Below are 12,997 nucleotides of genomic sequence, written 5' to 3'. Positions count from 1 at the left end.
CCTGTGGGGCGTCAGTCAAGCGTGGCAAGCGCCCGCGAGAAAATATCACTGTCTACATTCCCGCCCGAGATGGTGACGATCACATCGTCGCCGTCGATCTCGTCTTGCCGGAACAGCGCGGCGGCAAGGGCCACAGCCCCGCCGGGTTCGGCCACAAGTTTGAGACGGTTGAACGCATGGCCAATCGCCTGCAGCGCCTCTGCGTCGCTGACCACAAGCCCGGGGCCGCAAAGCCGCTTGAGGATCGGAAAGGTCAGATCGCCCGGTTGCGGTGTGACGATGGCGTCGCAGATCGACCCGCCAAGGGCGGCGTTGCGCGTGATCTCTCCTGCGGCGAGCGACTGCGCGGCATCGTCAAAACCTTCGGGCTCGGTGGTGCGCGCGCGCAGCTCCGGTGCCTCGGCTTCAAGCGCCAGCGCGATGCCAGAGGTCAGCCCCCCGCCACCACAGCAGACAATCACATCGGCACGGGCGATCCCCGCTTCGGCGGCCTGCTGTGCGATCTCAAGCCCCGTTGTCCCCTGACCGGCGATCACCAGCGGGTCGTCGAACGGTTTGATCAGCGTCAATTCGCGTTCCTCCGCCATAGTCGCACCGATGGCATCACGGTCCTCGGTCATGCGGTCATAAAGCACGACTTCGGCCCCAAGCGCGCGGGTGTTGGCGATCTTCAGACGGGGCGCGTCGGCGGGCATGATGATCACCGCAGGCACCCCGTGCAGCTTGGCCGCATAGGCAACACCTTGGGCGTGGTTGCCACTGGAAAAGGCGATGACCCCCTTGGCGCGTACGGAGGGCTCCAGTGCCGACACCGCCGACCAGCCGCCGCGAAACTTGAAGCTGCCGGTGTGTTGCAGGCACTCGGGCTTGACCCAAACGCGCCGCCCCGCGATGTCATCCAGAAACGGAGAGTTCAGCAAAGGCGTGCGCCGCACGTGCCCCTCCAGCCGCCGCGCTGCCGCGCGGATCATATCGATATTCATTGCATCTTCCCGATCCATTCGTTCAAGGCCGCAACCGCCTCTGGTTCGTCCAGAAACGGAATATGCCCACGTCCCGGCACCCGCGCGACCACCATATCGGGGCGGCGGCGTTCCATCTCTTGCAGAGTTTCCTCGCTCAGCAGATTGGACGCCATGCCACGGATGCAGGCAATCGGCAGCCCGTCAAGCGCGTCAAAGAATGGCCACAGGTCGGGGGAGGGGGCGGAGAACGCCTTGGCCACCGCATCGCGCAGGTGCTTGTCATACGTGATCTGCAAGCCGCTTTCGGTCTGGGTGTAATGCTTTTGCGCCTCTTCCATCCACCGGCTGTCGGGCACGCCATCAAATTCGGGAAATACACGCGGCATGGCGGCGGCGGCCTCGGCATGGGTCTTGGCAGCAGGGTTGCGGCCGATATAGCCCATGATGAAATCCAGCCCCTGCGGGTCAATATGCGGGCCAACGTCGTTAAAGGCGACGCCCAGCAACCGATCCTTGGCTCCCTTGGCCAGCCCCAATGCATTCAGCCCCCCGCGCGAGGTGCCAAGCACGGCGGCCTTGTCGATGCCAAGATGATCCAGCAGCTCCAGCGCATCACGACATTCAATAGGGGGGGAATAGTGTGACCAGTCAGGGTCGAAGTCAGATTGCCCGCGCCCGCGATAGTCCATCTTGATCAGCCGCACGCCCTTCAGATGGGGGGTGACATAGTCGAAATCCGCTGTGGTCCGGGTCAATCCTGCAAGACAGAGAATCGGCAGACCCGCCCCTTCGTCAGTGAAATAGAGCGATAGCCCGTCGGATGTGGTGAAATGAGCCATTATACGCCTGCCAGTTCTGGGATGCCGTTGAGGTCCTGCAGCACATGGGCCGGTTGCCACGGCAGCCGGTCCATCGGCTCTCCCGCGCGGTTGACCCAAGCGGTGGTAAAGCCAAAGCCTGTGGCCGCCGCCGCATCCCATCCGTTGGACGAGACGAACAACACCTCGGAGGTCGCGCAGTCAAAGCGCTGTCCGACCAGTTCATAGACTTTGGCATGTGGTTTGAAGACGCCGACGCTTTCCACCGACAGCACCGCATCCAGCGTGTCACCCAGATTGGCGGAGGAAACCGCACCGTCCAGCATGGCTGGTGATCCGTTCGACAAGATCGCGGTATTCAACCCAGCTTCCTTCAGCGTTTTCAGCATCTTGGGTACTTCGGGGAAGGCCTGAAGCTCCCAGTAAAGTGCCAGCAGGCGTTCGCGCAGGGCAGGGTCGTTATCGTTTCCGGTCTTGGCCAAAGCCCAGTCCAACCCGTCTTGAGTGACCTGCCAGAAATCATCGTGTGCACCGGTGACAGCGCGCAGCCAGGAATAGCCAAGCTGCTTTTGCCGCCAATGTTCGGCGACCTGCGGCCAGCTGTCTTTTATCGCTGCAAAATCCGGCTCTGACGCGGCTTGTCGTGCGGCTGCGGCCACATCGAACAAGGTGCCATATGCATCGAACACGCATGTTGTTATCGCCATGATTTTCCCCCCTGAAATATCCTGCCGCGAGACTGTCACGACCCGTCACGACAGAAAAGGCCGAAAAACTGGCCTCATGGGGGTTTACGACGGGACGCAGGCTTGAAACACTGCGCGCCGAACCCGGAGCACCCGCGCAGCTACGCGGCCTCCTGTATTTTCCCTTTATGGATCGGAGCTTTCTATGACGCAGGTTAAATCCGGCGATACTGTTGCTATTCACTACACTGGTACCCTGCTTGACGGCAGCACCTTCGACAGCTCGGAAGGGCGCGAGCCTTTGGAGTTCACGGTCGGGTCCGGCCAGATCATCCCCGGCCTCGACAGCGCGATGCCCGGCATGGAAGTCGGCGACAAGAAAGTCGTCAAGATCGGCAGCGCAGAGGCCTACGGCGATGTGAACCCCGAAATGCGTCAGGCCGTGCCACGCGAAGGCATCCCTGCGGATATCCCGCTGGAAATCGGCACGCAGTTGCAGATGCAAACCCCGGACGGGCAGGCGATGCCGGTGATGGTTGTCGAGGTTGACGACGCCACTGTGACCCTTGACGCCAACCACCCGCTGGCGGGCAAAGACCTGCAGTTCGACATCGAACTGGTAAAAATCGCCTGAACCAGGCCCATACAGTCCGGCGCTTTTGATCGCGCCGGGCTGTCTTGTCCCAAGAAACCGCTCGAAACCTCGCGCGCCGCGCAGTAAGCAGCGGTTATGGACAGTCAAAACACCTTCGACATTTTTATCGTGGCCACCCCCGGTCTGGAAGACATGCTTCTCGCCGAGGTGACAGAGAAAGGCTTCGCCAATCCTGTGGCCTCGCCCGGCGGGATCACGGTGCAGGGCGGCTGGCCCGAGGTCTGGCGCGCGAACCTGCAACTGCGCGGAGCCTCGCGCGTGCTGGCGCGGATCGGGTCCTTCATGGCATTCCATCTGGCGCAGCTGGACAAACGCGCGCGCAAGTTCCCCTGGGGCGATGTGCTGCGGGCCGATGTGCCGCTGCGGGTGCAGGTGACCACGAAAGCCTCTAAAATCTATCACGCCGGTGCCGCGACCCAGCGGATTGAAACCGCCTTGCGCGAAAGCCTCGGGGTTACGATCTCGCCCGAGGCGGCTCTCGTGCTCAAGGTCCGGATCGACGACAATGTGGTGACCATCAGCCTCGATACCTCGGGCGATGCGCTGCACAAACGCGGCCACAAGGAAGCCGTGGGCAAAGCGCCGATGCGCGAAAATCTGGCCTATCTGATGCTGCGTCAGGCGGGGTACACCGGCACCGAGACGGTGGTCGACCCGATGTGCGGCTCAGGGACCTTCGTGATCGAGGCGGCCGAGATCGCCATGGGCCTTAACCCCGGCCGCTCGCGCCATTTCGCTTTCGAAGACCTCGCGAGCTTTGACGCTGCCCAATGGGCCGCCATGCGCGACACCCCCACCACATCCACGCCGCTGCGTTTCTATGGTTCTGACCGTGACGCGGGTGCCGTCCGGATGAGCCGTATGAATGCCGAACGGGCAGGGGTGGCCGATACCGTGACCTTCGAAAACCATGCCGCGGGCGAGCTGACGCCGCCCGACGGCCCCCCCGGCCTTGTCATGGTGAACCCGCCCTACGGCGGGCGCATCGGCAACAAGAAACTGCTTTATCCGCTGTATGGTACGCTCGGCCAAACGCTGCTGACCCGCTTTAAAGGCTGGCGCGTCGGCCTTGTCACGTCCGAGCCGCCCTTGGCCAAAGCCACCGGCCTGCCGTGGAAACCCCAAGGCCCTGCTATCGCCCACGGCGGGATGAAGGTCTGGCTCTACCAAACCCCCCCCCTACGCTAAACGCGACGGCCCTTTCCAGACGCGCCGCGCCATTTCCAAATGGTCTGAAATCCCGGGGTCCGGGGCAGAGCCCCGTAAATAGAACTTTGTGGCAGCGCCCCGTAAATAGAACTTTGTGGCAGCGCCCCGGTCCGCCAGTACCGTCAAAGATTCTCGGCTTGTGGCATTCCCAGCACATGGAACCCGCCATCCACGCGGATAATCTCGCCCGTTGTGCAAGCCCCGGCATCCGAGGCCAGATAGACCGCTGTCCCGCCGACCGCTTCCAGTGTCGCATTGGCGCGCATGGGGGCGTTTGTGTCGGTGTGCTTATAGGTCTTGCGCGCCCCGCCAATCGCGGCACCGGCAAGCGTTTTCATCGGGCCGGGGCTGATCGCGTTGACGCGGATGCCTTCGGGGCCCAGATCATTCGCCAGATAGCGCGTGGCGCTTTCCAGTGCGGCCTTTGCCACGCCCATGACGTTGTAGTTGGGCGTCACGCGGTTTGATCCCATATAGGTCAGCGTCAGCAGGGTGCCGCCATTCTCGACCATCAGCGGGTGCGCACGGCGGGCGATCTCGATGAAGGAATAGGCCGAGATATCCATCGAGTTCTTGAAGTTCGCGCGGCTGGTGTTCAGGAAACGGCCAGTCAGCTCGGACTTATCGGAAAAGGCGATGGCGTGGACGACGAAATCGATCGTGGGCCAACGTGCACCCAACTGCTCGAACGCGGCATCAAGCGAGGCGTCGTCGGTGACATCGACATCGACCATGAAGTCCGACCCGACGCTTTCGGCCAAGGGCTTGAGGCGCGAGCCAAAGGCATCGCCCTGATATGTGAACGCCAGTTCCGCACCGGCTTCGGCCATCGCCTTGGCAATGCCCCAAGCGATGGAGCGTTCGTTCGCGACACCCATGATCAGGCCGCGTTTTCCTTTAAGCATATCTGACATCTGCTGCCCTTACTCTTGGAATTTGGAAAGGATCATCGATCCGTTGGTGCCACCGAACCCGAAGGAGTTGGTCATCACCGAATCCAGACCGGCATTGTCCACACGCTCCAGCGCGATTTCGGACGGGTCCAGTTTCGGGTCCAGATCAACGACGTTGATGGATTTGGCGATAAAGTCATTCTTGAGCATCAGCAGGCAGAAGATCGCCTCAAGCGCGCCGGCAGCGCCTTGGGCGTGGCCGGTCATCGACTTGGTCGAGCTGACGGGGGGCGTGCTGCCCTGGCCAAAAACACGGCGGACCGCTTCGATCTCGCCCACGTCGCCGACCGGTGTGGAGGTGCCGTGCGCGTTGATGTAGCCGACCTTGCGGCCCTTGGGCAGGGTTTCCAGCGCCAGACGCATGGCGCGTTCGCCGCCCTCGCCGGACGGGGCCACCATGTCGTGACCATCGGAAGTCGCCGCATAGCCGGTGACTTCGGCATAGATCGTGGCGCCGCGCGCCTTGGCGTGCTCAAGCTCTTCGAGCACCAGCATGCCGCCGCCGCCCGAGATGACGAACCCGTCGCGGTTGGCGTCAAAGGCGCGGCTCGCGGTTTCGGGGGCGTCGTTATATTTACTGCTCATCGCGCCCATGGCGTCGAAGAGGCAGGACAGCGTCCAGTCAAGCTCTTCGCCGCCGCCAGCGAACATCACGTCCTGTTTACCCAGCATGATCTGTTCTGCGGCATTGCCGATGCAATGCAGCGAGGTAGAGCAGGCCGAGGTGATGGAATAGTTGATGCCCTTGATCTTGAAGGCGGTGGACAGGTTCGCGCTGACGGTGGACGACATGCATTTCGGCACGGCAAACGGCCCGATACGCTTGGTCGCGCCGGTGTCACGCACCACGTTATGCGCGGTGAACAGCGCCGATGTCGACGGCCCGCCGGAGCCCGCCACAAGACCGGTGCGCGGGTTGCTGATCTGGTCTTCGCTCAGGCCCGCATCCGCGATGGCCTGCTGCATGGCGATATAGGCATAAGCCGCACCGCCGCCCATGAAACGCAGCGCGCGTTTGTCGATGTGGTCGGCCACATCAATCTTGAGCGTCCCTGCAACGCGGCTGCGAAAGCCGTGCTCTGTCATTTCGGGGCTGGCGACGATGCCGCTGGTCCCGTCTTTCAGCGATGCCAGAACTTCTTCTGCATTGTTTCCGATGGACGAGACAATTCCCAATCCTGTGACGACGACGCGGCGCATGGGCTGCACTCCCTTGATCTGTGTGGGGCGGGTGCCCTCTTGATGCTGCGCGGCCCGCACGCTTGTCGCGGGGCCGCACGTTCGTTTCCCGTTTGCCGCCTATGGGGCGACAAATCAAGTCATCAGTCTGTCTGGAAGACCAGCAAGGTGATCCGAGCGATGATCTGACGGGTGGGCTTAGCTCTCGCTCAGCGCGACCTTCATGTCCTTGACCTGATAGATCACTTCGCCGTCGGCTTCGACGATGCCATCGGCAACGCCCATGGTCAGGCGGCGGGTCTGGATCGCTTTGGTAAAGTCGATCTTGTAGCTCAGCATCTTGCGGTCAGGGCGTACCATGCCGGTCAGCTTCACTTCGCCCACGCCAAGCGCATAGCCGCGCCCCTGCCAGCCGCGCCAGCCAAGGTTAAAGCCGGTTAGCTGCCACAGGCCATCCAGGCCAAGGCAGCCGGGCATGATCGGGTTGCCGGGGAAGTGGCAGTCAAAGAACCACAGGTCGGGCGTGATGTCGAATTCCGCCGTGATGTGGCCTTTGCCATGGGCACCGCCGTCGGCGGAGACATCTGTGATCCGGTCCATCATCAGCATCGGCGGGGCGGGCAGCTGCGCGTTGCCTTCGCCGAAAAGCTCGCCACGGGCGCATTTGAGCAGGGCTTCTTTGTCAAAGCTGGTGGGGTAGTCGGCCATATTATCGCGGCTCCTGAGGGCTGAATTTCAAATCCCGGCAGGTTTAGCATTGCGCGCCGCAGGCCCGCAAGGGCGCAGGCACACCGCATTTACGCGACGGCGAAAGGCGGCGCTGGCAAGAGTTTCCGGATTTCCGTTTGAAAACCGCCCCCATTGCCCCTTATATATAGCGCATGAGAGGTACTGATAGCCAATGACCCAAACAACACAGCAGATCAGTTCTGAGTGGCTTGCCAAGGCGGGCCTGCGCCCCACGCGGCAGCGCATGACGCTGGCGCATCTGTTGGTGGGCGACGGTCAGCACCGCCATGTCACCGCCGAAAGCCTGTTTGACGCGGCCAAGGGGCAGGGCGATGCCGTGTCGCTGGCAACGGTCTACAACACCCTGCGCGCCTTTTGTGACGCGGGGCTGATGCAGGAAGTCACGGTTGACGGGTCCAAAAGCTATTTTGATACCAACACTCATGATCACCCCCACTTTTTCTGGGAGGACGAGGCGCGCCTGTCCGATGCGCCCTCTGACCAATTGGTGATCGCGCAACTGCCCGACGCCCCCGAAGGGGCCGAGATCGCCTCGGTCGATGTGGTGATCCGTCTGCGCCGCAAGGGCTAGGGTCGTTCGGTCTGGGACACGGTTTTTACCGGTCCCCTGCGTTCAGAACCACTGCCCCGGTTCCATCAACCCCAGATCCAGCAGTTGGCGAGAATGCCATTCAAACGGCGCGGAGTTGTGCCATTTGAAGCTGGCGATACTATCCCTGCTGCCCGGGTTGGACTTGAGCGCCTTGGCCGTGCGGAAAGAACAGATCGACGCCGTGATATTGTGGTGCCACGGGCAGGCGTAGGTGTTGTATTCTTCATCCGTGAAGGTGTGATCGTCCCGCATCCGCAAGCCGGGCTTGGCGCGGAACAGCGAGATACGGTCGATCTTGCGCCGCGCGGCGGGCACATGTTCCTCGAACCGCCAGCGCAACCCGCCAAAGAAATCAAGCTGCCGTTCCTTGGGGTGGTTGTCCGGCGTGCCGTCAGGCCGCGCCAGCGCGTAATAGCCGGACCGATCCAGAAAGGCGTTGTCCAGCGATACCGCGTTCGGGGCGGCACCTAGATCATCTGCATAAAGATCAACGACATAGGTGAGCATTGCATCGCGGCGCTCTTCCGTGTGAAAGGCCAGCAACTCCCCCACGGTGCGCGTTTCGCAGAAAGGGTAGAACAGATATTCGGCGTTGTAGCAGGTATAAAGCCATTGCCCCGGTGCGGCCTCGATCACGGCGTTTACGGCATTTTCCAGCGCGCCCTCGCGGTCCATGTCGTAGTCCACGCGCAGCACGCCTTTGCTTTCGGCGACATCACGGGCCAGCGCGAAGCTGGCGGGCATAAAGGCGACGACGGTGGCAAAGCCAAGCTGCTGGTGGTGGCGCAGCGTCGTCTCGATCTCTATCGCGTCCTCGACCATGATGAGGGCAATGGGCCCCTTGCTCAGCACCGCTTTGCTGTCACTGATAAAATGGTCAAGACTGCGGTACTGCATGACACCTCGGCTCTATTTGTACTGTGCCTTAAATCTGTCAAATCGGGACGCATTGCAAGAGAACGCTGGCGCTGTTAGACCGCGCTTTTGCACCTTTGATCAACGGACCCTGCCATGACCGCGCCAAAAAAGCTGTTCATCAAGACCTACGGCTGCCAGATGAATGTCTACGACAGTGAACGTATGGCCGAGTCTCTGGGCGATAACTACGTCGAGACAAAGACCGCAGCTGACGCCGATATGATCCTGCTGAACACCTGTCACATCCGTGAAAAGGCAGCAGAAAAAGTCTATTCAGAACTGGGCCGCCTAAAGCCGCTTAAAGAACTGAACCCCGATCTGAAGATTGGCGTCGCAGGCTGCGTGGCGCAAGCCGAAGGGGCCGAGATCATGCGCCGTCAGCCGGCCGTTGATCTGGTCGTGGGGCCGCAATCCTATCACCGCCTTCCCGCGATGGAGGCGCGCGTGCGCTCTGGCAAAACCGCGCTTGATACGGATTTCCCCGAAGAGGATAAATTCGAAAAGCTGAAAGGCCGCGGCAAAGCGACGCGTGCGCCTTCTGCGTTTCTGACCGTGCAGGAAGGCTGCGACAAATTCTGCGCCTTCTGCGTGGTGCCCTATACCCGCGGGGCCGAAGTCTCGCGCCCCGCGACCCGCGTGCTGACCGAAGCGCGCGAACTGGTAGAACGCGGCGTGCGCGAAGTCACCCTGCTGGGTCAGAACGTCAACGCCTATCACGGCGTGGGGGAAGAAGGGGCGGATTACACGCTCGCCCGCCTGATCAAGGAGTTGGCTAAGATCGACGGGCTGGAGCGTATCCGCTACACCACCAGCCACCCCAACGATATGGACGATGCGCTGATCGCCGCCCATGGCGAGATCGACAAGCTGATGCCCTATCTGCACCTGCCCGTGCAATCCGGCTCGGACCGTATCCTCAAGCGGATGAACCGCAGCCACACCGCCGAAAGCTATCTGCGGCTGATCGAACGCATCCGCGCCGCGCGCCCCGATATCGTGATGTCGGGTGATTTCATCGTCGGCTTCCCCGAAGAAACCCACACGGATTTCGAAGCCACGATGGAGCTCGTTCGCGAGGTGAAATACGGCTACGCTTATTCGTTCAAATACTCGACCCGTCCCGGCACCCCCGCCGCCGAACGCCCGCAGGTAGAGGCCGCCATAGCCGACGAACGCCTGCAGCGCTTGCAAGGGCTGATCACCGGTCAACAGCGCGAGATCCAGAACAGCATGGTGGGGCGCGATGTTTCTGTTCTTGTCGAAAAAGCGGGCCGCGAGGCGGGGCAGATGGTGGGGAAATCCGAATACCTCCACTCTGTGCATATCGACGAGGCGCAGGCCGAAGTTGGCGACGTTGTCCGCGTCAGAATCGTTGATGCCAAAACCAATTCGCTGACGGCACGTCAGATTTAGGTGTCACCGGTCGCGATTTGCCCGCAATGATTGTAGACCAAAACGACTGCAATGGCCGGAAATTGGCGTAAGTGTGGCAGTAATATAGTAAATATGGCCGCATTCGCGCTTCACAGAAGCGCGTTTACCTCTTAATCTCACAACATATAGCGGACGACCGTGGTGCCTGGGGTATCTGTGGGTCTTCCGACTGGGGGACAGTAAGAAAAGGACGAGGGCTGTGTTTAATACAATTTCCAAGGGGCTACGGCTGTTTGCGGGCACGATGATTGCCGCAACATTCGTGCTTCAGGCATCTGCTGCCGATGCACAAACAAGATCTCAACAGGGCCGCGACAAGGGCCAGTATATTCCGACGATCTGGGTTGACCCCGATGGGTGTGAACATTGGGTCATGGATGACGGTGCCGAAGGCTATATGACACCGCATGTCACCCGTCAGGGTATTCCGGTCTGCCGCCGGGGTAACGTCTGCGGCGTGATGAATACGGACCAGTTTTTCAACACCGACAGCTACCGTGTGCACCCGCAGGGCCGCGCGCGTCTGGCTGAATTCTTCAAGACCACGGGTGCCGTGTCCTATATCATCAGCGGGCACACAGACAGCCGCGCGTCGGATGCCTATAACATGAAGCTGTCGCTGAACCGTGCCAATGCGGTTGCCAGCATCGCCCAGCAATCGGGGGCCCGCATCGCGGATGTCCGTGGCTATGGCGAACGGATGCCAGCGGCGTCCAATGGCACAGCGGGCGGTATGGCCAAGAACCGCCGCGTCGAAATCATCTGCATTCGCTAAGGGGACAGTAACGTGATGAAAGCTAAGATTATGATGGTCACCGCCTGCGCCCTGACATTGGGTGCCTGCGCTGACTACGAAGGCCGGGGCTATCCCGCCGATAAAACCGTTGACCGTGGTTTTGACAAAAAGCACCTGAGCCAGCTTCAGGCCGGCATCTGGGTCGATCCCAATGGCTGCGACCACTGGATCATCGACGACGGCGTCGAAGGCTACCTGAGCCAGCGACTGGACAAATACGGCAAGCCGGTCTGCTCCGGCGTGGCCCAGCCCACATATACGGCGGGCGACTTCAAAGGCGGCTCGCGCGTCCGAGATCCCAACTGATCTTGCGACCACTCCTGCACATAGGATCGGGCCGGCGCGTTTTACGCTCCGGCCCTTTTTTGTCGGCTCAAAGGGGTACATAGTTTGAATATGGGACCCATATTAATCCAAAGACACCTCCAATTAGGAAAACGCTTTGCCATCTAGTGACACAATGACGCCTCCCGCTTCTCACGCGCAGCAGCTTGAATTTCCGGACAACCGGCTTCTGATCGATCTCTGCGGCCCCTATGACGCCAACCTGACCGCCGTAGAGACGGCGCTTGAGGTCCAGATCGTGCGTCGGGGCAACCATCTGTCGGTGATGGGAGAGGAAGACGCGACAACCCGCGCGGCCTCTGTGCTCGAAGGGCTTTACGCCCGACTGGAAGGCGGGCGCAGTGTGGAGCCCGCCGATGTCACCAGTTTGCTACGCATGGGTGATTCAGCGGCTGGGACGGGGGTGCGCCCGGGCGACCAGATCGAGATGCCGAATTTGGGCGGCGTCGAAATCCAGACCCGCAAGAAACGCGTCGAACCCCGCACGGCCGCGCAGAAAGCCTATGTGCAATCGCTGTTCGACAACGAACTGGCCTTCGGCATCGGCCCTGCCGGTACGGGTAAAACCTATCTTGCGGTGGCCGTCGGCGTGTCGATGTTCATCGGGGGCCACGTGGACCGCATCATCCTGTCGCGCCCTGCCGTGGAGGCGGGGGAGAAGCTGGGCTACCTGCCCGGTGACATGAAGGACAAGGTCGATCCCTACATGCAGCCCCTTTATGACGCGCTGAATGATTTCTTGCCCGGCAAGCAACTGGCCAAACTGATCGAAGAGAAAAAGATCGAGATCGCGCCGCTCGCCTTCATGCGCGGGCGCACCCTGTCCAACGCCTTCGTCGTGCTGGACGAAGCGCAGAACGCGACCTCGATGCAGATGAAGATGTTCCTGACCCGTCTGGGCGAAGGCTCGCGCATGGTGATCACCGGTGACCGGACCCAGATCGACTTGCCACGCGGCGTGCCATCGGGGTTGCAGGACGCGGAACGGCTGCTCAAGACGATCCCCAAGATCAGCTTTAACTACTTCACCTCGAAAGATGTGGTGCGCCACCCGCTCGTGGCCGCGATCATCGAAGCCTATGAAGCAGATGCAGGCCACGCGTGATGCCCGGCTGCTTCATTTTGCCGAATAAACTCCGGGGGGCCGGGGGCTGGCCCCCGGTGGCGCGCTGATGCAGGCGCTTGACGTGATAGAGGAAGACCCCCGTTGGGCCGGTCTGGACCTTGATACCCTATGCCCCCGCGCGATGCGCGCCGCATTGGCGCATCTGTCGCTAGATGCCGACACCGCCGAGGTGACGGTGCTGGCCTGCGACGATGCACATATCGCCACGTTGAACGCAGATTTCCGCGACAAGCCCACGCCGACAAATGTGCTCAGCTGGCCCGCCGAGGAACGCGGTGCCGTGCGCGACGGCGAACTTCCGCTGCCGGTCACGCCGGGGTTCGACAATATGCTGGAACTGGGCGACATCGCGATTTCATATGACACCTGCCACGCCGAGGCAGAGGCCGCAGGCCGCCCGATGGCCGATCACGTGACCCATTTGATCGTGCACGGGCTGCTTCACCTGTTGGGGTATGACCACGAACGGGACGGGGATGCGACCCTGATGGAACGGTTAGAGGTAGAAATACTTGGCAAATTGGGGTTGGATGACCCATATAGAGACGACGCAGTGCAACCGCCTGCCTAA

15 protein-coding genes are annotated in these 12,997 nt (G+C 61.4%); 8 read left to right on the top strand and 7 right to left on the bottom strand.

Annotated elements, in window-relative coordinates; translation table 11 throughout:
• Positions 1-11 precede the first annotated feature (11 nt).
• From C1J04_RS12925 to C1J04_RS12915, 3 genes are read right to left on the bottom strand one after another with little or no spacing between them, the layout of a single operon-like run.
• Positions 12-983 carry a threonine ammonia-lyase gene (locus tag C1J04_RS12925; protein ID WP_037953851.1) on the bottom strand — a complete coding sequence of 324 codons (972 nt, stop codon included), beginning with the start codon at positions 981-983 and terminating at the stop codon, positions 12-14.
• Positions 980-1,804, bottom strand: a complete 825-nt coding sequence (locus C1J04_RS12920) for an alpha/beta fold hydrolase (RefSeq protein WP_114865379.1) — start codon at positions 1,802-1,804, stop codon at positions 980-982. Before C1J04_RS12920 ends, C1J04_RS12925 begins: the two co-directional genes overlap by 4 nt.
• Positions 1,804-2,490 carry a haloacid dehalogenase type II gene (locus C1J04_RS12915; protein WP_009825134.1) on the bottom strand — a complete coding sequence of 229 codons (687 nt, stop codon included), beginning with the start codon at positions 2,488-2,490 and terminating at the stop codon, positions 1,804-1,806. Before C1J04_RS12915 ends, C1J04_RS12920 begins: the two co-directional genes overlap by 1 nt.
• A gap of 184 nt (positions 2,491-2,674) precedes the next feature.
• Here C1J04_RS12915 and C1J04_RS12910 point away from each other — a divergent pair, with 184 nt between their 5' ends.
• Both C1J04_RS12910 and C1J04_RS12905 read left to right on the top strand, forming a co-directional pair.
• Positions 2,675-3,103, top strand: a complete 429-nt coding sequence (locus C1J04_RS12910) for an FKBP-type peptidyl-prolyl cis-trans isomerase (RefSeq protein WP_005849439.1) — start codon at positions 2,675-2,677, stop codon at positions 3,101-3,103.
• A gap of 96 nt (positions 3,104-3,199) precedes the next feature.
• Positions 3,200-4,312 carry a THUMP domain-containing class I SAM-dependent RNA methyltransferase gene (locus C1J04_RS12905; RefSeq protein WP_009825133.1) on the top strand — a complete coding sequence of 371 codons (1,113 nt, stop codon included), beginning with the start codon at positions 3,200-3,202 and terminating at the stop codon, positions 4,310-4,312.
• Between the two features lie 143 nt (positions 4,313-4,455).
• Here the strand turns inward: C1J04_RS12905 and C1J04_RS12900 are convergent, their stop codons facing one another.
• The 3 genes from C1J04_RS12900 to fabA form a co-directional block, all read right to left on the bottom strand.
• Positions 4,456-5,247 carry an enoyl-ACP reductase FabI gene (locus tag C1J04_RS12900; RefSeq protein WP_009825132.1) on the bottom strand — a complete coding sequence of 264 codons (792 nt, stop codon included), beginning with the start codon at positions 5,245-5,247 and terminating at the stop codon, positions 4,456-4,458.
• Between the two features lie 9 nt (positions 5,248-5,256).
• On the bottom strand, positions 5,257-6,486 hold the full coding sequence (gene fabB, locus C1J04_RS12895) for a beta-ketoacyl-ACP synthase I (RefSeq protein WP_037953849.1): 1,230 nt from the start codon (positions 6,484-6,486) through the stop codon (positions 5,257-5,259).
• Between the two features lie 177 nt (positions 6,487-6,663).
• Complete coding sequence (fabA, locus tag C1J04_RS12890) at positions 6,664-7,173, bottom strand: bifunctional 3-hydroxydecanoyl-ACP dehydratase/trans-2-decenoyl-ACP isomerase (protein WP_009825130.1); 510 nt, start codon at positions 7,171-7,173, stop codon at positions 6,664-6,666.
• Positions 7,174-7,366: 193 nt separating this feature from the next.
• On the opposite strand from fabA, the gene irrA reads away from it, so the two are divergent.
• Complete coding sequence (irrA, locus tag C1J04_RS12885) at positions 7,367-7,786, top strand: iron response transcriptional regulator IrrA (protein ID WP_005849434.1); 420 nt, start codon at positions 7,367-7,369, stop codon at positions 7,784-7,786.
• A gap of 42 nt (positions 7,787-7,828) precedes the next feature.
• Here the strand turns inward: irrA and C1J04_RS12880 are convergent, their stop codons facing one another.
• The gene (locus C1J04_RS12880; protein ID WP_009825129.1) at positions 7,829-8,704 is read right to left on the bottom strand and encodes a glycosyltransferase family 2 protein; all 876 of its coding nucleotides are present in this window, start codon (positions 8,702-8,704) and stop codon (positions 7,829-7,831) included.
• Positions 8,705-8,818: 114 nt separating this feature from the next.
• Here C1J04_RS12880 and miaB point away from each other — a divergent pair, with 114 nt between their 5' ends.
• The 5 genes from miaB to ybeY all read left to right on the top strand — a co-directional run bounded on the left by miaB (position 8,819) and on the right by ybeY (position 12,997).
• Positions 8,819-10,138 (top strand): tRNA (N6-isopentenyl adenosine(37)-C2)-methylthiotransferase MiaB, encoded by a 1,320-nt coding sequence (gene miaB / locus C1J04_RS12875; RefSeq protein WP_009825128.1) that lies wholly within the window; start codon positions 8,819-8,821, stop codon positions 10,136-10,138.
• 220 nt (positions 10,139-10,358) lie between these two features.
• Complete coding sequence (locus C1J04_RS12870) at positions 10,359-10,934, top strand: OmpA family protein (protein WP_005849431.1); 576 nt, start codon at positions 10,359-10,361, stop codon at positions 10,932-10,934.
• 15 nt (positions 10,935-10,949) lie between these two features.
• Positions 10,950-11,261, top strand: a complete 312-nt coding sequence (locus C1J04_RS12865) for a hypothetical protein (RefSeq protein ID WP_005849430.1) — start codon at positions 10,950-10,952, stop codon at positions 11,259-11,261.
• A 154-nt stretch (positions 11,262-11,415) separates the two neighbouring features.
• Complete coding sequence (locus C1J04_RS12860) at positions 11,416-12,405, top strand: PhoH family protein (protein ID WP_009825126.1); 990 nt, start codon at positions 11,416-11,418, stop codon at positions 12,403-12,405.
• Between the two features lie 67 nt (positions 12,406-12,472).
• Entirely contained in the window at positions 12,473-12,997 is a 525-nt protein-coding gene (gene ybeY, locus C1J04_RS12855) for an rRNA maturation RNase YbeY (protein WP_009825125.1), read from the top strand.

The sequence above is a fragment of the Sulfitobacter sp. SK025 genome (genome assembly GCF_003352105.1).
Taxonomy (GTDB): domain Bacteria; phylum Pseudomonadota; class Alphaproteobacteria; order Rhodobacterales; family Rhodobacteraceae; genus Sulfitobacter; species Sulfitobacter pontiacus.
The sequence above is the reverse complement of the archived record's forward strand: the minus strand, read 5'-3'. Positions and strand labels throughout refer to the sequence as shown.

Excerpts from the sequence above, each read along its gene's own strand:
- fabA (WP_009825130.1), bottom strand. The coding sequence starts at position 7,173 with ATGGCCGACTACCCCACCAGCTTTGACAAAGAAGCCCTGCTCAAATGC.
- C1J04_RS12925 (WP_037953851.1), bottom strand. The coding sequence starts at position 983 with ATGAATATCGATATGATCCGCGCGGCAGCGCGGCGGCTGGAGGGGCAC.
- irrA (WP_005849434.1), top strand. The coding sequence starts at position 7,367 with ATGACCCAAACAACACAGCAGATCAGTTCTGAGTGGCTTGCCAAGGCG.
- ybeY (WP_009825125.1), top strand. The coding sequence starts at position 12,473 with ATGCAGGCGCTTGACGTGATAGAGGAAGACCCCCGTTGGGCCGGTCTG.
- C1J04_RS12905 (WP_009825133.1), top strand. The coding sequence starts at position 3,200 with ATGGACAGTCAAAACACCTTCGACATTTTTATCGTGGCCACCCCCGGT.
- C1J04_RS12900 (WP_009825132.1), bottom strand. The coding sequence starts at position 5,247 with ATGTCAGATATGCTTAAAGGAAAACGCGGCCTGATCATGGGTGTCGCG.
- C1J04_RS12860 (WP_009825126.1), top strand. The coding sequence starts at position 11,416 with ATGACGCCTCCCGCTTCTCACGCGCAGCAGCTTGAATTTCCGGACAAC.
- C1J04_RS12880 (WP_009825129.1), bottom strand. The coding sequence starts at position 8,704 with ATGCAGTACCGCAGTCTTGACCATTTTATCAGTGACAGCAAAGCGGTG.
- C1J04_RS12910 (WP_005849439.1), top strand. The coding sequence starts at position 2,675 with ATGACGCAGGTTAAATCCGGCGATACTGTTGCTATTCACTACACTGGT.
- fabB (WP_037953849.1), bottom strand. The coding sequence starts at position 6,486 with ATGCGCCGCGTCGTCGTCACAGGATTGGGAATTGTCTCGTCCATCGGA.
- C1J04_RS12865 (WP_005849430.1), top strand. The coding sequence starts at position 10,950 with ATGAAAGCTAAGATTATGATGGTCACCGCCTGCGCCCTGACATTGGGT.
- C1J04_RS12915 (WP_009825134.1), bottom strand. The coding sequence starts at position 2,490 with ATGGCGATAACAACATGCGTGTTCGATGCATATGGCACCTTGTTCGAT.
- miaB (WP_009825128.1), top strand. The coding sequence starts at position 8,819 with ATGACCGCGCCAAAAAAGCTGTTCATCAAGACCTACGGCTGCCAGATG.
- C1J04_RS12920 (WP_114865379.1), bottom strand. The coding sequence starts at position 1,804 with ATGGCTCATTTCACCACATCCGACGGGCTATCGCTCTATTTCACTGAC.